12 protein-coding genes and 1 other annotated feature are annotated in these 20,135 nt (G+C 69.1%); of the genes, 8 read left to right on the top strand and 4 right to left on the bottom strand.

All coding sequences use genetic code 11. The annotated features are described in order from the left end of the window. The first annotated feature begins 96 nt into the window (after nucleotides 1–96). The 6 genes from uxaC (at nucleotide 97) to AC1DCG_RS14195 (ending at nucleotide 8,584) form a co-directional block, all read left to right on the top strand. On the top strand, nucleotides 97–1,551 hold the full coding sequence (gene uxaC, locus AC1DCG_RS14220; RefSeq protein WP_477028935.1) for a glucuronate isomerase: 1,455 nt from the start codon (nucleotides 97–99) through the stop codon (nucleotides 1,549–1,551). Nucleotides 1,552–1,576: 25 nt separating this feature from the next. Next, the gene (gene kduI, locus AC1DCG_RS14215) at nucleotides 1,577–2,419 is read left to right on the top strand and encodes a 5-dehydro-4-deoxy-D-glucuronate isomerase (protein ID WP_477041528.1); all 843 of its coding nucleotides are present in this window, start codon (nucleotides 1,577–1,579) and stop codon (nucleotides 2,417–2,419) included. Nucleotides 2,420–2,561: 142 nt separating this feature from the next. Further along, nucleotides 2,562–3,317, top strand: a complete 756-nt coding sequence (gene kduD / locus AC1DCG_RS14210) for a 2-dehydro-3-deoxy-D-gluconate 5-dehydrogenase KduD (RefSeq protein ID WP_165260320.1) — start codon at nucleotides 2,562–2,564, stop codon at nucleotides 3,315–3,317. Between the two features lie 286 nt (nucleotides 3,318–3,603). Continuing rightward, nucleotides 3,604–6,330, top strand: coding sequence for a phosphoenolpyruvate carboxylase (ppc, locus tag AC1DCG_RS14205; RefSeq protein ID WP_477028934.1), 2,727 nt, complete (start codon nucleotides 3,604–3,606; stop codon nucleotides 6,328–6,330). Nucleotides 6,331–6,803: 473 nt separating this feature from the next. Beyond that, nucleotides 6,804–7,478: a bifunctional 4-hydroxy-2-oxoglutarate aldolase/2-dehydro-3-deoxy-phosphogluconate aldolase gene (locus tag AC1DCG_RS14200; RefSeq protein WP_058348668.1), complete on the top strand. Its 675-nt coding sequence runs from the start codon at nucleotides 6,804–6,806 to the stop codon at nucleotides 7,476–7,478. Then, the gene (locus tag AC1DCG_RS14195; RefSeq protein WP_477028933.1) at nucleotides 7,478–8,584 is read left to right on the top strand and encodes a PfkB family carbohydrate kinase; all 1,107 of its coding nucleotides are present in this window, start codon (nucleotides 7,478–7,480) and stop codon (nucleotides 8,582–8,584) included. Before AC1DCG_RS14200 ends, AC1DCG_RS14195 begins: the two co-directional genes overlap by 1 nt. A 180-nt stretch (nucleotides 8,585–8,764) precedes the next feature. Here AC1DCG_RS14195 and AC1DCG_RS14190 read toward each other — a convergent pair whose 3' ends face one another. Then, nucleotides 8,765–11,548, bottom strand: coding sequence for a M14 family metallopeptidase (locus tag AC1DCG_RS14190; protein ID WP_477041527.1), 2,784 nt, complete (start codon nucleotides 11,546–11,548; stop codon nucleotides 8,765–8,767). Between the two features lie 150 nt (nucleotides 11,549–11,698). After that, nucleotides 11,699–11,752, top strand: a sequence feature (sul1 is cis-regulatory element that is thought to sense ions involved in sulfur or methionine metabolism; They are found in Alphaproteobacteria). 45 nt (nucleotides 11,753–11,797) lie between these two features. Between AC1DCG_RS14190 and AC1DCG_RS14185 the strand changes: the two genes are divergently transcribed. Beyond that, nucleotides 11,798–13,246, top strand: coding sequence for a SulP family inorganic anion transporter (locus AC1DCG_RS14185; RefSeq protein ID WP_477036959.1), 1,449 nt, complete (start codon nucleotides 11,798–11,800; stop codon nucleotides 13,244–13,246). Nucleotides 13,247–13,253: 7 nt separating this feature from the next. Here the strand turns inward: AC1DCG_RS14185 and AC1DCG_RS14180 are convergent, their stop codons facing one another. From AC1DCG_RS14180 to pepN, 3 genes are all read right to left on the bottom strand, one after another. Beyond that, nucleotides 13,254–13,631 carry a VOC family protein gene (locus AC1DCG_RS14180; RefSeq protein WP_477028930.1) on the bottom strand — a complete coding sequence of 126 codons (378 nt, stop codon included), beginning with the start codon at nucleotides 13,629–13,631 and terminating at the stop codon, nucleotides 13,254–13,256. Nucleotides 13,632–13,682: 51 nt separating this feature from the next. After that, entirely contained in the window at nucleotides 13,683–16,220 is a 2,538-nt protein-coding gene (gene pleC, locus AC1DCG_RS14175) for a cell cycle histidine kinase PleC (protein ID WP_165260308.1), read from the bottom strand. 296 nt (nucleotides 16,221–16,516) lie between these two features. After that, on the bottom strand, nucleotides 16,517–19,108 hold the full coding sequence (gene pepN / locus AC1DCG_RS14170; protein ID WP_477028928.1) for an aminopeptidase N: 2,592 nt from the start codon (nucleotides 19,106–19,108) through the stop codon (nucleotides 16,517–16,519). 179 nt (nucleotides 19,109–19,287) lie between these two features. Here pepN and AC1DCG_RS14165 point away from each other — a divergent pair, with 179 nt between their 5' ends. After that, a complete protein-coding gene (locus AC1DCG_RS14165) occupies nucleotides 19,288–20,124 on the top strand; it encodes a hypothetical protein (protein ID WP_477028927.1) in 837 nt (278 codons plus the stop codon). Nucleotides 20,125–20,135 lie beyond the last annotated feature (11 nt).

Below are 20,135 nucleotides of genomic sequence, written 5' to 3'. Positions count from 1 at the left end.
CGCGCCCTGCACCTTGCACCGAACTTTGACACCGGTTACCAAGCGCCACGAAGCGGCCATCTAGCAGCCGCCGGCGAAGGGACGAGGAGACACGCCATGGCCCGGCCCCTGAATTTGCACGAGGATCGCCTGTTCCCGGCCGATCCGACCGTCCGCGGCATCGCCCGCGAGCTCTATTCGACCGTCGCGAACCTGCCGATCATCAGCCCGCACGGCCACACCGACCCGGCCTGGTTCGCCACCAACGAGCCGTTCCGCGACGCCACCGACCTGCTGCTGGCGCCCGACCACTACATCTTCCGCATGCTCTACAGCCAGGGCGTGGCGCTGGACGACCTGAAGGTGCCGTCCAAGGCCGGCGTGCCGGCCACCGACCCGCGCGCGGCCTGGAAGCTGTTCGCCAAGAACTTCCACCTCTTCCGCGGCACGCCGTCGTGGATCTGGCTGAACCACGTGTTCTCCAAGGTGTTCGGCTTCACCGAGTTCCTCGGCGAAGACAACGCCGACGCTTATTTCGACGGCATCAACGAAGCGCTGGCCACCGACGCCTTCCGTCCGCGCGCCCTGTTCGACCGCTTCAACATCGAGACCCTGGCCACCACCGAGGGGCCGCACGATCCGCTGAAGCACCACAAGGCGATCCGCGAAAGCGGGTGGGGCGGTCACGTCATCACCGCCTATCGCCCCGACGCGGTCATCGACTTCGAGGATGAGCGCGGTCCCCGCGCCTTCGAGCGCTTCGCCGAGATCTCGGGCCAGGACGTCTACAGCTGGAAGGGCTATCTCGAAGCCCACCGCCTGCGCCGCAAGGCCTTCATCGAGGCCGGCGCCACCTCGTCCGACCACGGCCACCCGACCGCCGCCACGGCCGACCTGACCGACGCCGAGTCCGAGGCCCTGTTCGCCGACCTGGTGAAGGGGAACGTGACGCCGGAGAAGGCCGAGCTGTTCCGTGCCCAAATGCTGACCGAGATGGCCAAGATGAGCCTCGAGGACGGCCTGGTGATGCAGATCCATCCCGGCTCGCACCGCAACCACAACCTGGGTCTGCTGGCCAGCCACGGCCGCGACAAGGGCGCCGACATTCCGATGCGTACGGAATATGTCGACGCGCTGAAGCCGCTGCTGGGCCGCCTGGGCGGCGACCCGGGCCTGTCGATCATCCTGTTCACCCTGGACGAGACGACCTACAGCCGCGAACTGGCCCCGCTGGCCGGTCACTATCCGGTGCTGAAGCTGGGTCCGTCCTGGTGGTTCCACGACAGCCCGGAAGGCATGATGCGCTTCCGCGAGCAGGTCACCGAGACGGCCGGCTTCTACAACACGGTCGGCTTCAACGACGACACCCGGGCCTTCCTGTCGATCCCCGCCCGCCACGATGTCGCCCGTCGCGTCGACAGCGCCTTCCTGGCGCGCATGGTGAGCGAGCACCGCATGGATTTGGTGGAAGCTCAGGAGCTGATCGTAGACCTGACGTACAATCTGCCTAAGAAGGCCTACAAGCTCGACCAGCCGCGGCCCCTCCCGGCCCCGGCGCTTGCCGCCGAATAAGAACACCACTTCCGGAGTAAACACGATGTTCGCCAAGACCTACCACGCCACTCATCCGGACATGATGTTCGCTGTCAGCAACGACGACCTGCGTGACCGCTACCTGATGCAGGACCTCTTCGTCGAAGGCGAGATCGTCCTGAACTACAACCACGCCGAACGCTTCGTGATCGGCGGCGTCGTCGCCTCGGCCGCCGTGAAGCTGCCCGACCAGACCGAGCCCGCCTCGGCCGCCGGCCACCCGTTCCTGGAGCGCCGCGAGCTGGGCGTGATCAACGTCGGCGAAACCACCGGCAAGATCACCGTCGACGGCGTCGTCTACGACATCGTTCCGCGTGACGGCCTGTACGTCACCATGGGCGCCAAGGACGTGACCTTCGAAGGCGTGAACGGCGAAGCCGCTCGCTTCTACCTGGTCAGCCTGCCGGCCCACGCCGCCTTCGAAACCAAGAAGCTGGCCTTCGCCGACGCCATCCCGCTGGAGCGCGGTGCTCTCGAAACCAGCAACGAGCGCACCATCTACCAGTACATCGTCCCGACCACCTGCAAGTCGGCTCAGCTGCTGCTGGGCATGACCGTCCTGAAGCCGGGCAGCGTCTGGAACACCATGCCGCCCCACCTGCACGACCGCCGCTCGGAAGCCTATTTCTACTTCGGCCTGGGCGAGAACGACCGCGTGTTCCACTACATGGGCGAGCCGGACGAGATGCGTCACATCGTGATGGCCAACGAAGAAGCCGTCATGAGCCCGCCGTGGTCGATCCACATGGGTTCGGGCACCGCCAACTACACCTTCATCTGKGCGATGGGCGGCGAGAACCTCGACTACACCGACATGAACGTGCTGGACATCTGCCAGCTGAAGTAGGAGCCAAGCGCTCCATCCGATCCCTTCGGCTGTCATCCCGGACGGCCGAAGGCCGATCCGGGATCTCCCGCCGACGTGGGAGGTCCCGGCTCTCCGCGCGCCGCGCTATGGCCGGGATGACAGAAGAAGTTTGAGGAACACCATGGCCAATCCGTTCAGCCTCGAAGGCAAGGTCGCGCTCGTCACCGGCGCCAACACCGGCATCGGGCAGGGGATCGCCATCGCGCTCGCCCAGGCCGGCGCCGACATCGCCGCCGCGGGTCGCAGCGAACCGACCGAGACCAAGGCCGCCGTCGAGGCGCTGGGCCGCAAGTTCCTGTCGATCAAGGCCGACTTCTCGACCACCGAGCCCGTGCAGCGCGTGGTCGACGAAACCGTCGCCGCCTTCGGCAAGGTCGACATCCTGGTCAACAACGCCGGCATCATCCGCCGCGCCGACTCCATCGAATTCTCCGAAGCCGACTGGGACGCGGTGATCGACACCAACCTGAAGGTCGTCTTCTTCCTGACCCAGGCCTTCGCCAAGCAGGCCCTGACCCAGGGCGGCGGCAAGGTGATCAACATCGCCTCCTTGCTCTCGTTCCAGGGCGGCATCCGCGTGCCGTCGTACACGGCCGCCAAGTCGGGCCTGGCCGGCCTGACCAAGATCCTGGCCAACGAGTGGGCGACCAAGGGCATCAACGTCAACGCCATCGCGCCGGGCTATTTCGACACCAACAACACCGAGGCCCTGCGGGCCGACGCCGACCGCAACGCCTCGATCCTGGCCCGCATCCCGGCCGGCCGCTGGGGTCGTCCGGAAGACCTGGGCGGCGCCGCGGTGTTCCTGGCCTCGTCGGCCGCCGACTACGTGCAGGGCGTCACCCTGCCGGTCGACGGCGGCTGGCTGGCCCGCTAAGGCCGCCGGCCCTTCGGCCGACATCAGACCGAACGATCCCCGCGAAGGCGACTTCGCGGGGATTTTCGTTTCAGGAGGCGGAGACCGGCCCGCCTCAAGCACAAAAAGTGCGCCGGTGAACGATGGTAGCGCAACCATTTGGCCGCCCGGCTTCCCCCGGGCGAAGAAGGGCTGTAGAGCCCGCACAGCGTTCGTCCGGGCCGGGTTGGACGCGAGAACCGTTAGATTCAGTTCTTACAGTCCCGACGTCCACCGCTCTCCCTGGCGGTGGTGATGGAGCATGCGCATGCGCGACTCGGCCCTCTCCCTCGGCGCCAGCCGTCCCACCAGCCGTGATGTCCGGCAGAACGCCAACCTGCTTGGCGACCTGCTGATCGAGGCCATCGGCTATCTGGAAGGGGAGGAGGCCGCCGGCCTGGTCAGCAAAGCCCGCAAGGCCGCCGCGCACGAGAGCGAGGAGGGCGAGGCCCCCGGGCTCGACCACCTGTTCGAAGGCCTTTCCAACGACCAGGCCGTGTTCCTGGCGCGGGCTTTCGCCAGCCACTCGCTGCTGGCCAACATCGGCGAGGACGTCGCCGGCCGCCGTCGCCATGCCGAGGCAGACGCCCGTCCCGGCGACGAGCGCGCCCGCACCCTGGTCGACGCCGTCGCGGCCCTGAAGGCCTCGGGCAAGACCGACGCGGACCTGGCCAAGGTCTTCGCCGCGATGAACGTGGTGCCGGTGCTGACCGCCCACCCGACCGAAGTGCGCCGCCGCAGCATGGTCGACCGCGAGACCGAGATCTCGCGCCTGATGACCCTGCGCCGCCACCACCTGCCGGCCGACCTGGAAGCCGACATCCGCGAGCGCCTGTTCCGCGAGATCGCCCTGATGTGGCGCACGCGCCTCTACCGGCCCGAGCGGATCACGGTGAAGGACGAGATCCGCAACGCCCTGTCGATCGTCCGCACCTCGATCCTGCCCGCCCTGGTCGACCTCTACGAGGAATGGTCGGGCAAGATCGGCAGCCACGGCCACATCGCGCCGCTGCTGAAGATGGGTTCGTGGCTGGGCGGCGACCGCGACGGCCACCCCGGCGTCAACGGCGACACCCTGAAGCTGGCCCTCTCGTCGCAGTCGCGGGTGATCCTCGACTGGTATGCCGGCGAGGTGCGCAAGCTGTGGTCGAACCTGGCCGTCTCGACCGCCTACACGCCGGTGTCCGACGAACTGCTGGCCCTGGCGGCCCAGGCCAAGGACCCGTCGGTGCACCGCCTGGACGAGCCCTACCGCCTGGCCCTGGAGCTGATCTTCGACCGCCTCACGGCCGTGTCGCAGAAGCTGACCGGCCAGTGGGTGGCCTATGCGACGAGCCGCACCGACGTCGAGCCCTACGCCCACCCCGACGCCTTCGTCGCCGACCTGCAGATCATCGTCGAGTCGCTGGAGGCCAGCGGCGGCGAGCGTCTGGTCGGGGCCTCGCTGCGCACCCTGGTCGCAGTGGCCAAGGCCTGCGGCTTCCACCTGATGAGCCTGGACCTGCGCCAGAACGCCGACGTCCACGAGCGCACCATCCACGAGCTCTATCAGCGCGCCGGCACCGGCGTGCGCTATCTGGAGCTCGACGAGGAAGCTCGCTCCAAGCTGCTGATCGAAGAGCTGTCGCACCAGCGGCCGCTGGTCTCGCCCTTCACCGCCTATGGCGAGGAGACGGCCAAGGAACTGGCCACCATGCAGGCCGCCGCCCAGGCCGTGCGCGACTACGGCCACGCCTGCATCGGCGCCTACATCATCTCCAAGTCGGCCACCCTGTCGGACATCCTCGAGCCGCTGGTGCTGCTCAAGCAGGTGGGCCTGGTCTGGGGCGGGGCTGCGCCGCGCTCGTCGCTGAAGATCGCGCCCCTGTTCGAGACCATCGAAGACCTGGAGAACGGCCCGCGCGTGCTGCGCCAGTGGCTGGAGCTGCCGATCAGCCGCACCATCCTGGGCGACCGGCCGGTGCAGGAGATCATGCTCGGTTACTCCGACAGCAACAAGGACGGCGGCTATGTCGCCAGCCGTCGGGGCGTGGCGCGCGGGGCCTCGGCCCTGGCGTTCGAGGCCGACCGCATGGGCGTGGGCATCCAGCTGTTCCACGGTCGCGGCGGCAGCGTCGGGCGGGGCGGCGGGCCGGCCGCCGAGGCCGTGCTGGCCCAGCCGGCCGGCACCGTCCAGGGCCGCATCCGCATGACCGAGCAGGGCGAGATGATCGCCCGCCGCTTCGGCGACCAGCCCACCGCCCGCCGCAACCTCGACGGCCTGGCCGCCGCCGTGGTCCAGTCCAGCCAGCGCGACGTCAATCGCCCCGACCCCAAGGTCGAGAGCGCCATGACCGCCCTGGCCCAGGCCTCGTTCGAGGGCTATCGCGCCCTCGTCTATGACGACCCGGCCTTCGAGGACTTCTTCTGGTCGGCCACCCCGATCGGCGAGATCGTGGGCCTCAACATCGGCAGCCGCCCGGCCAGCCGCACCGCCAGCCGCAAGATCGAGGATCTGCGCGCCATCCCGTGGGTGTTCAGCTGGTCGCAGGCCCGCTTCATGCTGCCGGGCTGGTACGGCTTCGCCTCGGGCGTCGAGCGCGCGGGTCTGTCGACCGGCCAACTGCAGGACCTGGCCGGCGACTTCGACTTCTTCGCCTCGCTGCTGTCGAACATGGAGCTGGCCCTGGCCCAGAGCCACATGGGCATCGCCGCCCGCTACGTGGCCCTGTCGCCCGACCAGGACAACGCCCAGCGGATCTTCGAGACCATCAAGCGCGAGCATGACAAGGCCGCCGAGATCGCCCTGGCCATCCGCGGCGGCTCCAGCCTGCTCGACAACCAGCCGGACCTGGCCGAGTCGGTGGCCCTGGCCGGCCACTCGGTCGACCCGCTGAACCATCTGCAACTGGAACTGCTGGCCCGCCGTCGCGGCGGCGAACAGGCCGAGGACGTGCGCCTGGCCATCCAACTGACCGTGGCCGGCATCGCGGCGGGCCTGCGCAACACCGGCTGATCCGGGAGGGGCGCGCCGCCGCTTGAATCGGCGCGCCCGTCAAAAACGCCAACGGTCCCCGAGCGACGTTTTCTACAGGCTTGCTCAAATGCCGAAACTGCGCTTATCTGTCTATGACACCGGTGACAAAACGAGCCGAGCTCTTGTTGCTACCGGTGTCATGACGTTTTGGGTCGGCTCCCCCGACCCGGCGTCCTGCGGCTCTTTGAGTTCGCTCCTGCGCAAACTTTCCAGGGCGTCGGGCTTTAGCTCGACGCCCTTCATTTTACCTTGGGGGTGCGCGTCGGGCTTTGGCGCGGCGCCCTTTATTTCGCTGGGGGCGGGGGGCTCGCGGAAAGTGACGCGGCGGCAGCCACGCCCTGTGGCGCAAGTCGCGCGCGCGGGCTAAGGGATCGCCCGAACAGATCTTCCACGCGCGGCGCGCCACGGCGGCGCCTCGCGCAAGAACGGCCCTTTCCGGGAGGAGTACGAGAATGCTGAAGAACCGTATGGCGGTGCTGCAGGCCCTTGAGACCCAAGGCGTGGTGCCGGTGTTCTATCACCCGGACGTCGAGATCTGTAAGAACGTCATCCAGGCCTGCGCCGACGGCGGCGCACCCTGCATCGAGTTCACCAACCGCGGCGACTTCGCCGCCAACGTCTTCTACGAAGTCACCAAGCACTTCGCCTCGGCCGATCCGCGCGTGATCATGGGCGTCGGCTCGATCGTCGATGCGCCGACCGCCGGCCTCTACATCGCCAACGGCGCCAAGTTCATGGTCAGCCCGATCGTCAACGCCGACGTGGCCAAGCTCTGCAATCGCCGCATGATCCCCTACAGCCCCGGCTGCGGCTCGGCGACCGAGATCTCCTACGCCCAGGAACTGGGCTGCGAGATCGTCAAGGTGTTCCCCGGTTCGTCGGTCGGCGGTCCGGACTTCATCAAGGCCGTGATGGGCCCTATGCCCTGGACCAAGATCATGCCGACGGGCGGCGTCGATCCGGACGAGGCCTCGATCAAGAAGTGGTTCGGCGCGGGCATCGTCGCCGCCGGCATGGGCTCCAAGCTGATCACCCAGGAAGCCCTCGACGCCAAGGACTACGCCGGCATCTCCAAGAAGGTGCGCGAGACGGTCGACCTGATCGCCAAGGTGCGCGGCAAGGCCTGATGAGCGATCCGATCCTTAAGCTTCGCCCGGCGTCCGAGACCCGCTGGGACTGCGCGGCCCTCGGCGAGGTGATGCTGAGGCTCGATCCGGGCGATGGGCGGGTGCGCAACGCCCGCCAGTTCCAGGTCTGGGAAGGCGGCGGCGAGTACAACTTCGCCCGCGGCATGAGCAAGTGCTGGGGCAAGCGCGCCACCGTCGCCACGGCCCTGCCCGACAGCGACCTGGGCTGGCTGGTCCAGGACCTGATCGGCCAGGGCGGCGTGGACATGTCGCACGTGGTCTGGCGCGAGTTCGACGGCCTGGGTCGCAACACCCGGGTCGGCCTGAACTTCACCGAGCGCGGCTTCGGCGTGCGTCCGGCGCTGGGCGTTTCGGATCGCGCCAACTCGGCCGCTTCGCAGCTGCGTCCCGGCGAGATCGACTGGGAGCGGCTGTTCGGCGAGGAAGGCGTGCGCTGGTTCCACACCGGCGGTGTGTTCACCGCCCTGGCGTCCAACACCGCCGAGGTGGTGCTGGAGGCTCTGGAAGTCGCCAAGAAGCACGGCGTGATCGTCAGCTTCGACCAGAACTACCGCGCCTCGCTGTGGAAGGACCGCGGCGGCCTCGACGCCGCCCAGGCCCTGAACCGCAAGATCGCCGCCATGACCGACGTGATGATCGGCAACGATCATGACTTCGTCGTGTGCCTGGGCATGGCGATCGACGGCCTGGTGAAGGGGCTGCCGCCCACCGACCCGGCCAACTTCAAGACCCTGGCCCCGCAGGCGGTGAAGGCTTTCCCGAACCTGAAGGTGCTGGCCACCACCCTGCGGGCCGTGCGCTCGGCCAGCGTCAACGATTTCGGCGCCATCCTGTGGGCCGACGGAGCCTTCTACGAGGCCCCGATGCGCGATGGCCTAGCCATCTACGACCGCATCGGCGGCGGCGACGGCTTCGCCTCGGGCCTGGCCTACGCCCTGATGGAGAACCTGGGCCCCCAGGCCGCCGTCGACTACGGCGCGGCCCACGCGGCCTTGGCCATGACCACCCCCGGCGACACCTCGATGGTCCGCCTGAAGGAGGTCGAGGCCCTGGTGAAGGGCGCCGGGGCGCGGGTTATTCGCTGACCTTATCCCTCTCCCCTTGCGGGAGAGGGTGGCCCGCATAGCGGGTCGGGTGAGGGGTTGCACGTACAGAAACGCCGCGACAGCTGATCGGCTGTCGCGGCGTTTTTTCGTGGGGGCGACCCCTCATCCGTCGCCTTTCGGCGACACCTTCTCCCGCAAGGGGAGAAGGGTCTTAGGGGCCTACTTCCCCGCGCTGACCGCCGGCCCGTAGAGCATGCCGTTGAACAGGAACTTGAAGGTTCCGTACGACTGCGCCCGCTGGGTGATCTCCGGGCCCATGACGAACAGCTTGCCCTTGCCGATATCGACGTCGAGGATCGCCGTGGTGTCCTTCAGGCGTTCCTGGCCGACGGCCCAGCCGCTGCGCAGCGGCTTGTCGGTGTCGAACCACGAGACCTTCGACACCCCCTTGACGTCCGACTTCAGGGTGAAGGTCGGCGAGCGGTCGTAGAAGATGTCGACGTCGGCCGGGATGCCGTAGGYCAGCGGCTGGGTGACGTCGACCTTGGCCCGCAGCACCGAACCGGGGATGTAGAGCTCCTTGGTCGACAGGCCCACCAGCTTGCCGTTCTCGGTCTTGGCCGTGGCCACCTCGACCGGCGCGCCGAAGGCGGTGGCCAGGCGGGTGGAGGCGCCGATGGCGATCACCGTGCCGCCGTTCTCGGCGAAGGCCTTGAGCTGCGGGATGGTGGTCTCGTCGGTCACCGTGCCCAGCCAGCCGTGGTACTCGGCCGGGATGTCCTCGGCCTTGGGCTGCGGATAGCCGCGGCCGGCCCGGAACGGACCGCCAGCGGGGGCAGGCACCACGCCGTCGGYGAACACCAGCACGTCGAAGTCCTTGGCCAGGTCGCCGGCGTCCAGGCGCTGCGGGTAGACCACCTGGAAGGGCGCTTCGAACTTCTCGAACATCCAGCGGTTCCAGCCCGAGGGCATCGAGCCGCCGTAGACGTCCACCAGGCCCACGCGGATCGGCTTCAGCGGCAGGGCCGAGCCGCCCGGCTTCGAACCGACGGCCCAGGCGTCGATGCCCAGCTCCTTGACCCCGGCCTCGATCACGCCGGCGGCGGCGGGCGAGTAGGGGACGAAGATGGCCCCGGCGGCGAAGCTCTGCTTGCCGGCCTTGGCCCCGTCCTTCAGCCACGAGACCTGGGCGCCGGCCTTCAGCAGGCGGTTGGTCAGGGTGAAGGCGTTGTTGGGCGCGTGGTCGATCAGCCAGCCGGCCTTGCCCGAGCCCTTCACGGCGCCCGGCTTGACGGCGATCAGGTCGGGCACGCGCTGGAACGGACCGTCGAAGCCGTCGAGCACGCGGTCGAACTTCACGCCCGTCTGGTAGGCCAGGGTGTAGCCGGTGACGTCGTAGGGGGCCTTGGGCGGGCCGCCCGGATACTCGGCGTCGTGCGGGTGGTCCTGCGGCTCGAACATGTCGAGGATGTGCGGGCGATAAGCCTGGGCGGTCTTCACCACATAGGAGCCGGCCGGATAGGTCTTGCCGGCCACGGTGAAGGGCTTGGTGGCCTCGTCGACGTCGACGCCGGCCTTGATCAGCGCGTTCAGGAAGGCGACCACGGTCGGCTTGTCGGCCTGGTCGGCGGTCAGGATGTAGCCGCGCGGATCACGCTTTTCGGGGGCCTGCAGGATGGTCTTGTAGAGCGACGGATCGACCGAGGCCGAGGTCGGCGAGCCGGTGACGCGGCCCTCGAACTTCACCTTGGCGCCGGCGGCCTTCAGGTCGTCGATCTCGGTCGGCGTGATCGTCCAGCTGTCCTTGTTGCCCTTGGCGATCGAGTTGCTGGCCATCTTCCAGATGTTGAACAGCATGCGCTCGCGGTTGCGCGAGGCGTAGTCCATCACCGCGCGGTCCAGGCTCCACTGGTACTCGACCGTCTGGGCCAGATGCCAGGTCTGCGGCGGGGCGGGCATCGGGCGGTCGCCGTTGGGCAGCTGCACGTCCGGCACCAGGTTCAGCGGCATCGGCGTCGGCGAGCCGGTGATCTCGGTCAGCAGGCCCACGGCGTTGTGGAAGTAGGCGATGGAGCGTTCCATGCCGTTGTGCCAGGTCGAGTAGGGCGCGGCGCTGCGGGCGCCCGAGCCCGGCTTGTCCTCGGCCACCAGGCGGCTGTGCATGGCCATGCCGACTTCCTGCAGAGAGGTCATGACCAGCGGGTCGTAGTTGTAGTTGAACGGGTCGCGGAACGGCGGAACGAACACCACCATGCCGTTCGGGGCTGGCTGGTGCTGGTTGTAGATGATCTGCGGATACCAGTCGCGGAACAGCACCTTGTTGACGTTGGTGGTTTCCGACATCTGCGACATGAAGCTGTCGCGGTTGTTATCGTGGCCGACGTACTTCTGATAGAGGCGCGGGATCGAGTTGAACTCGCGCTTCTGCGGATCGGCGTTGCGCATGTACCAGTCCGAGACCAGCTCCATGCCGTCGGGATTGTCGTGGCCGAACAGCACGATGACGTCGTCGAGGATGCGCAGCGTCTCAGGATCGGTCTTGGTCAGCATCCGGTACAGCACCTGGATCTGGCCTTGCGAGGTCACCGTCTCGGTGGCGTGCATGCCCGCGTCGATCCAGACCACGGCCTTGCCGGTCGCGGCCAGCTTTTCGGCCTCTTCCTTGCCGACTTCGCCCTTGGCCAGCTTGCGGGCGATGGCCTTGTACTCGTCCAGCTTGGCGAGGTTGGCCGGCGAGGAGACGATCGCCACCCACTGGGTGCGGCCTTCCTCGGACTTGCCGATATCGACCAGCTTCATGCGGTCGGACTGGCCGGCCAGGGTCTTCAGATAGGCCTCGTAGGCGGTGTAGTCGGCCAGGAAGTAGTCGCTGCCCGGGTCCTGGGCGAAGGCCTGGGCGGGCGGGGTGATCTCTGCAGAGTAGGCGGCTTGCCCGCCAAGGGTCATCACCAGCGCCAGGGCGGCCCCGGCCATCGCTACGTGTCGCGTCATCGCACTCCCCATCCACCAAAGCGGGGCGCGCTTTTTCGCCGGCCCCCTAAGCTTGACGCAGGCGGAGCACGAAACCGCAAGTTGGACCAGCCGACGCGCAAAAATAGTTCGCCGACGGGGTGCTTGCCCCGCGCGGTCGGATGCGGCATCACCAAGCCGCACAACGGATCCGGCCTCGCCGGATGGCTACCCCGGGCGCCGATCCCTCGGGAAACCTTCGCGGCGCGATCGCGCGCCGCCGCACCACGCAAGACCGATCCCATGAGCTTCCTCGCCAAGACGCGCCAGCAATGGCTCGCCAATCCTGGCCGCGACCTGCTGGCCGGCACGGTCGTCGCCCTGGCCCTGATCCCCGAGGCGCTGGCCTTCGCCTTCATCGCCGGCGTCGATCCGGCCGTGACGCTGTACGCCTCGTTCGTCATCGCCATGACCATCGCCTTCGTCGGCGGCCGGCCGGCGATGATCTCGGCCGCCACCGGGGCCATGTCGCTGCTGATGGGCGGCCTCGTGCGCGACCACGGCATCGAGTACCTGTTCGCCGCCAGCCTGCTGACCGGCGTCATCCAGATCGTCATCGGCCTGCTGCGCCTGGGCCGCTACGTGAAGTTCGTCTCGCGCTCGGTGATGAGCGGTTTCGTCAATTCGCTGGCGATCCTGATCTTCATGGCGCAACTGCCCCAGCTGATCGGCGGCAACTGGCAGACCTTCGCCCTGGTCGGGGCGGGCCTGGCGATCATCTATCTCTTCCCGCGCCTGACGAAGGCGGTTCCGTCGTCGCTGGTGGCGATCCTGGCGCTCAGCGCCGTCGCCATCGCCCTGAACCTGCCGGTGCGCACCGTCGGCGACATGGGCCAGCTGCCCACGGCCTTGCCCGGCTTCCACCTGCCGGCGGTCCCGCTGACGCTGGAGACCTTGAAGATCATCGCCCCGGTGTCGCTGACCCTGGCCTTCGTGGGCCTGCTGGAAAGCCTTCTGACCGCCAACCTGCTCGACGACCTGACCGACAGCCCGTCCGACAAGGACCGCGAGACCCGCGGCCAGGGCATCGCCAACATCGTCTCGCCCCTGCTGGGCGGCATGGCCGGCTGCGCCCTGATCGGCCAGTCGATCATCAACGTGAAGTCCGGCGGCCGCTCGCGGCTGTCGACCTTCTGGGCGGGCCTCTTCCTGCTGATCCTGATCCTGGTGCTGCGCGACTGGGTGGCGAAGATCCCCATGGCCGCCCTGGTGGCGGTGATGATCATGGTCGCCTTCACCACCTTCGACTGGAACTCGGTGCGCAAGCTGCGCTCCACGCCCCTGCAGTCGACTATCGTCATGCTGGCGACGACGGTGACGGTGCTGATTACCCACGACCTGGCCAAGGGCGTCGTGCTGGGCGTGCTGCTCAGCGTGCTGTTCTTCGCCCGCAAGGTGGGCAAGATGATCAGCGTTGCCGAGCGCGAGGACAGCACTGAAACCGCCCGCCGCTATGTCGTCGATGGCCAGCTGTTCTTCGTCTCGGCCGAACTGTTCGTCGCCGGTTTCGAGTTCCACGGCCATCCCGAGCGCGTCGAGATCGACATGACCGGCGTGCGCCTGTGGGACCTCACCGCCGTCGGCGCGCTAGACAAGGTGGCGGCGCGCTATCGCCGCCAGGGCGCGGCGGTGGAGGTCGTGGGGCTGGACGAGGCGGGTTCAGCGCTGGTGGCCAGGCTGGGGACGGCCTGAGACCCTCTCAGCCCTGCGACAGGCTCAGCACATTGCCGTCGGGATCGGCGAACCAGGCGACCTTGGCGCCGCCGCCGGGGGCGGTCCAGATTCCCAGGGCGTCCTGGCCGAAGCCCTCGTAGATCGTAAAGACCACGCCGCGCCCGGTCAGCACCCGCACGCCGGCCTCGATGTCCTCGACGTGCCAGCCGAACACCGGGTGGGCGCCGGCGTTGTAGTCAGGCAGGGCGGTCAGGCGGATCAGCGCCTCGCCCGCTTCGAGAAAGTCGCCGAACGGGTCGGAGCTGCGCACCGCAAGGCCCAGCTTGCCGGCATAGAAGTCGAGCGCGCGCTGGCGGTCGCTGACATGGACGAAGGCGACGGGAACGCCTGCGATGGCTGACATGGCCCAAACCCCGGATTGGCGATCCGGGCAGCTTGGCGCCAAACGGGGCGCTTACGCCACCGCGTAGTCGCGCACCTGCATCGGGCTGCTCTGGCTGATCGGCAGGGTGAAGCTGACCGTGGTGCCGTCGCCGGGGGTCGAGACCATCTCCAGCGCGCCGTCGTGCATCTCGACCAGCGACTTGGTCAGCGCCAGGCCAAGGCCCGTGCCTTGCGTGGTCTTGGAGTGCTGGCTTTCCACCTGCTCGAACGGGCGGGCCAGGCGCGCCAGGTCCTCGGCGGCGATGCCGATGCCGGTGTCGGTCACCGACACCTTCACGCGCTCGCCCAGCGGGTCGCGGCGGATCTCGGCGCGCACGACGACCCGGCCCTGGCGGGGGGTGAACTTGATGGCGTTGCTCAGGAGGTTCAGCAGCACCTGCTTGACCGCGCGATAGTCGGCCTCGATCTCGGGCAGGGGCGGGAAGTCGACCTCGAGCTTCAGGCCGGCGGCCTCGGCGCGGTTGCGCACCAGGCGCACGGCGTCCTCGGTGACGTCCTCCAGGTGCAGCGGCTCGAACTTCAGGGCCATCTTGCCGGCCTCGATCTTCGACATGTCGAGGATGTCGTTGATCAGGGCCAGCAGGTGCTGGCCGCTGTTGTGGATGTCGAGGCTGTAGCCCTTGTAGCGCTGGTCGCCGAGCGGGCCGAACATCTCGTTCATCATGATCTCGGAGAAGCCGTTGATGGCGTTCAGCGGCGTGCGCAGCTCGTGGGACATGTTGGCCAGGAACTCGCTCTTGGCCTTGTTGGCGCCCTCGGCCTTGACCTTCTCCATCTCGTACTTGCGGGCCAGCTCAGCCAACTGCTCCTGGCTGCGCTCCAGGCCGGCGACGGCGTTCTGCAGCTGCTCCTCGTTGCGGCGGCGGGCCTCTTCCTGGGTCTTGATGGCCGTGATGTCGGCGGCGGTCATCACCAGGCCGCCCTCGGCCGTGCGCCGCTCGCTGATCTGGATCCAGCGGCCGTCGTTCAGCTCGGCCTCGCGCACGCCCTTGGCGCCGGTCGGGTCGGGGATTTCCTGGCGCACGGCCAGGGCGGCGAAGCGGTTGACCTCGGCGCGGGCCGCGCCGGGCTTCAGCAGCTTGGGCTCCAGCGAGAAGACGTTGCGGTAGTTCCTGTTGCACATCAGCAGGCGGCCCTGGCGGTCCCAGAGCACGAACGCTTCCGACACGCTCTCGATGGCGTCGCGCAGGCGGTTCTCGGCGGCCTGGGCGCGGGCCTGCGCCAGGCGTTCCTCGGTGACGTCCAGCGCCACGCCGATGATGCGCGAATAGCCGTCCTCGCCCGGCTTGCCGAAGCCCTGGCCGCGGGCGTCCACCCAGATCGAGCGGCCGCCGTGCTCGCGGGCCGGGATGCGGAACGAGACGTCGAAGGCGCCGAACTGGGCGGCGTTGGCCAGCGCCTGGCGCACGCGGTCGCGATGATCGGCCGAGATCCGCTCGACCAGGTCCTGGCCGGGGGCCACGCCGCCGCCGCCCCAGCCGAACATCGCGCCGGTCACGTCGGACATGTAGACCTCGTCCGAGCGCAGGTCCCATTCCCAGATGCCGCAGCGCGCGGCCTCGACGGCAAGGCGGAAGCGCTGCTCGCTGTCGATGAACTCCCGCTGGGCGGCTTCGGCGCGGCGGCTCTGCAGCATCAGGATCAAGGCCAGGGCGATGCCGGCGGCCAGCGGAATGGTCAGCGTCAGCACGCCTTCCATGACCTGGCGATTGATGTTGGCCACGGTGTGGCTGGGGGTGCTGACGGCGGCGATCAGCGCGCCCTGGGCCAGCGGCTCGAAGGAGACGTCGAGGCTGGAGCCGTCGACGCCGCGCCCGGTCAGGGCGGCCGCGCCGCCCTGCAGGTCCTCGACCGAGAGGGTGTAGGCCTGGCTGAGGCTGGCCGCGCCCTGCACGGCGCGCCCGGCGCCGACCAGCAGGCCGCCGTCGGCCAGGAACAGGGCGACCGAGCGCTCCTTGCCCGGCTCGCCCAGCAGGCGCGAAGGATCGCCGGCGGCGATGACGTAGCCGCGGCCGGCGCTGGTCTGGGCGGCCATGGCCACGTAGAGGCGGCCGCTGCGGCCGACGCCGCCGACCCAGACGCTGCGGCCCGAGGAGGCGGCCGCGCGGGCGGCCAGGCGCCAGTCGGCGGAGGGATCGCGGCCCGCGACGGCCAGGACCTCGGCGTTGGTGGTCACGGCCACGGCCATGGCCTCGCCGCCGGCGGCGCGCAGGGCGGTCTCGGCCGCGTCGATGGCCGAGGTCGGATCGCGTTCCAGCAGGTCGGCGGCGGCCGAGAGGCCCGCGCGCTGGGCCGCCAGGTTGGTTTCGACCTTGCCGGCCAGGATCTGGGCCTGGGCCGCCAGGGCCGCGCCGCCTGGCGGGGCGGAGGCTTCCTTCTGCAGGCTGTGCAGGCCAAGGGCGGTGTAGACGGCCAGCAGCAGCAGCGCGGCCAGAATGACGATGCGGACATAGGCCTGCGACGACCGGGCGGCGCGTATGCGAGCCACGCCCGCAGCCGAAAGTCCGGCCTTCGCCGGTCTTCCGGGTTTCGCCCCGCCGATCCGCAACGCTAAAAGCTCCGAAGCACCCCAGGCGAGTCAGTTCGCCGACATGGTGAATCTACCGTACCCGCTGCTGCGCCGTCACCCGGGGGAGAGGCGAATAAGCGGGGGATGAGCGCTTTGGTCGCAACCGTTGCGCGGAGGAATCACCTCAGGCTCGCCGCCCAAGGGACCTCCCCCCGTGGGGGAGGTGATCGCGAAGCGATCGGTGGGGGGAGTGATCTGGGCCCTGGCCCGATGCATCGGAAGCTGAAAACGGCCCCCCACCGGCCTTCGGCCGCCTCCTCCAGAGGGGGAGGTTTCTACTCCAGCGCCCGGCTCGCCAGCTCCAGCACGTTCTTCGACAGGCCCGGGGCGGACTTCACCCGTTCCAGTTCGCGCCGCATCAGGTCGCCAAGGGCGGGCACGTAGCGCCGCCAGCTTCCCAGGGGCTCGACCAGGCGGGCGGCCGTCATCGGGTTGAAGCCGTCGACGGCCAGGATCTGGTCGGCCAGGAAGCGGTAGCCCGCGCCGCTGGGATCGTGGAAGCGGGCGGGATTGGCGCTGGCGAAGCCCTGCACCAGGGCGCGGAAGCGGTTGGGATTGCCGGCGTCGAAGTCGGCGTGCCCGGTCAGGGCCAGCACGCGCGAAAGCGCGTTCTCCGACGGATCGCGGGCCTGCACCGAGAACCACTTGTCCAGCACCAGCGGCTCGTGCCGCCACTTGGCGTGGAAGGCCGCCAGCGCCTGCTCGCAGGGCTCGCCGCCCACGGCCAGCAGCGCCGAGAGGCCGCCCATGGCGTCGGTCAGCGCGGCCGCGGCCTCGAAGTGGCCGACGATGCGCTGCACGTTGTCGGCGTGGGGATCGGCCGCCAGCAGGTCGACGCAGGCGTTGCGCAGCGCCCGGCGACCGGCCGAGGCCGCGTCGGGCGAGAACTCGCCGTCGCCCTGCATGGCGCCGTGGATGCGGCCCAGCTGCTCGCCCAGGTGTACGGCGATGCGGGCTCGCAGCAGGCCGCGGGCGTCGTGGATCGCGGCCGGATCGGCCGGCTCGACGGCCAGCGCCAGGTCGCCTTCGCTGGGCAGGGCCAGCAGCAGCGCCTTGAAGGCCGGATCGGCGGCGGCGTCGTCCAGCGCCCGGCCCAGGGCCTGGGCGTAGCGCTCTTCGCCCACCTCGTCGGGGGTCCCGCCCGCGCGGGCCAGGATCAGGTCGCGGGCCAGGCCCTGGCCGGCCTCCCAGCGATTGAACAGGTCCGGGTCGGCGGCGAACTGCACGTAGGCGTCGGCGGCGCGCGCGTCGGTGGTCAGGGTCACCGGCGCCGAGAAGCCGCGCAGGGCCGAGATCACGGGGGCTTCCGCAACGCCTTCCCAGCGCACCGTCAGGCTTTCGCCCTCCAGCAGCACCACCTCGCTGTCGCGGATCGCCTGGCCGTCCTGGGCCAGCAGGCCGATGGTCACCGGGATCGGCAGGGCCTTCTTGACCGGCTGGCCGCTGGTGGGGGCGGTCTTCTGGGTCAGGGTGATCGACAGCGCCTTGGCGGCGGCGTCATAGGCGTGGGTCAGCGACACGGCGGGGGTGCCGGCCTGTTCGTACCAGGAGAAGAACGAGGTCAGGTCCCGCCCTGAAGCCTCGGCGAAGCAGGCGATGAAGGCCTCGACCGTCGTGGCCTCGCCGTCGTGGCGCTCGAAATAGAGATCAAGGCCGGCCCGGAACGCGTCGACGCCCAGGATGGTCTTCAGCATGCGGATGATCTCCGCGCCCTTCTCATAGATGGTCGCGGTGTAGAAGTTGTCGATCTTCAGATAGCTCGACGGCCGCACCGCGTGGGCCAGCGGGCCGGCGTCCTCGGCGAACTGGCGGGCGCGCAGGGCCTTGACGTCCTTGATCCGCTGCACGGCCGCGCCGCGCATGTCGGCGCTGAAGCTCTGGTCGCGGAAGACCGTCAGGCCTTCCTTCAGGCACAGCTGGAACCAGTCGCGGCAGGTGATGCGGTTGCCGGTCCAGTTGTGGAAATACTCGTGGGCGACCACGCTTTCGATGCGCTCGTAGTCGAAGTCGGTCGCCGTCTCCGGCTCGGCCAGCAGCAGCGAGGAGTTGAAGATGTTCAGCCCCTTGTTCTCCATGGCCCCGAAGTTGAAGTCGCGCACGGCGACGATCATGAAGAGGTCGAGGTCGTACTCGCGGCCGAAGGCCTCCTCGTCCCACTTCATCGAGCGCTTGAGGGCGTCCAGGGCGTAGGCCGCGCGCGAGGCCTGGCCAGGATCGACGAAGACCTTCAGGGTCACGGTGCGGCCGCTCATGGTGACGAAGCTGTCTTCCAGCACGTCCAGCCGCCCGGCCACCAGGGCGAACAGATAGGCCGGCTTGGGGAAGGGGTCGTTCCAGACGGCGTAGTGACGGCCGGCGTCGAGCTCGCCGGCCTCCATCAGGTTGCCGTTGCTCAGCAGATGCTCGAACGCCCGATCGGCCTCGATCCGCACGGTGTAGCGCGACAGCACGTCCGGCCGGTCGGGAAAGAAGGTGATGGTGCGGAAGCCCTCGGCCTCGCACTGGGTGCAGAACCGGCCGCCGGACATGTAGAGGCCCATCAGCGCCTTGTTGGCCGACGGATCGATCTCGACCTCGGTGGTCAGTTCGAAGGCGTCGGGGACCTCGGCGATCACCAGCCGTTCGTCGTCCAGCAGGTACTGGTTGGCGCTCAGGGCCTGGCCGTCGATGGCGATCGACTTCAGCGCCAGCCGCTCGCCGTTCAGCGCCAGGGCCTCGCCGGCCTGGCCCGTGCGGCGCACCTTCAGCGTGGCGGTCACGCGCGTGGCGGACGGCGCCAGCTGGAACGACAGGTGCGTCGTCTCGATCTCGAACGGGAACGGGCGGTAGTCGGAGAGCCGGATCGGCTGGGGCGTTTCGGTGCGCATCCGGCCAATGTAGTCGCCCGTCGGGTCGGGGGCGAGGCCGCCGGTTGCGCGGCTTGTCGATTTATCGGTTAAGTTGGCGATGTAACCGGGGGTGTTTGCAAGTGTCAGAGATCGCCAATTCCGAGCCTGCGCCGGAGGGGTCGCCATTCCGCGTCCTGGGGGCTTTGGTCTGGGCGCCCGTGCTGGCCGCGGCCGTCTTCATCGGGGGCTTCGGCGTCTACAAGAGCGTCAGCCCGCTCGTGGTCGGCCTGTTCGTCATCCTGCGGCCGGAAGCATCGCTGAGCGACGAGGCCCTGCGCCTGTACATGTCGCTCGCCTCGCCGCTCGCCGGGATCGCTTTCGTTGGCGTCTACTGGCTGCTGGTGCGTCTGGTCGAGCGACGCGCGGTCGTCGAGCTCGCGCCGCGCGGCGCCTGGATCGAGGCCGCGCGAGGCGTGGGCCTGGCCGCTGCGGCCTTCCTCCTGTTGATGGTCGTCCTGACGTCGGCCGGCGCGATCGCGTGGCGCCCGCCGCCTTTGGAGGCCTGGCTCGGCCACATCTCCGCCGGCCTGGCCTTCGGGATCGCTTCCGGCGTGCTGACGGCCATCGTGCTTCAGGGCGTGCTGACCCGGCTGCTGGCCCAGACGCAGGGGCCGGTGTTCGGCGTCGTCGCGGCCGCCTTCGCGGCGGCCTGGTGGACCGGTGGAAGCGTGCACGTCAACGCGCAACTCGGCGCACTGATCGACGGGCTGACGCTGGCCCTGATCTTTCTGCGCCGCGAACGCCTTTGGCTCGGCATGGGCGTGGTCGCGACCTGGGACGGGCTTATGACCGTCGTCAGGGGCGGCTTCTACCACGGGGACGGCGGCAACGCCGCGCGAGCGTTCATCTTCGCGCCGGAGCAAGGGCCGCTGATCTCGTGGCTGCGCGGGCCCGGCGGACCCGACGCCTCGGTCCCGGCGCTGGTCGGCGGGGCGCTGGTGGCCGGCTTCCTGGCCTGGAGGGCCTTCAAGGAAGGCCGCTTTACGCGCGCTTGAGGCGACGAGGG

Source organism: Caulobacter sp. 10L414 (assembly GCF_056395525.1).
Note: the sequence above shows the minus strand (reverse complement) of the source record. Positions and strands in the feature narration are given on the sequence as shown.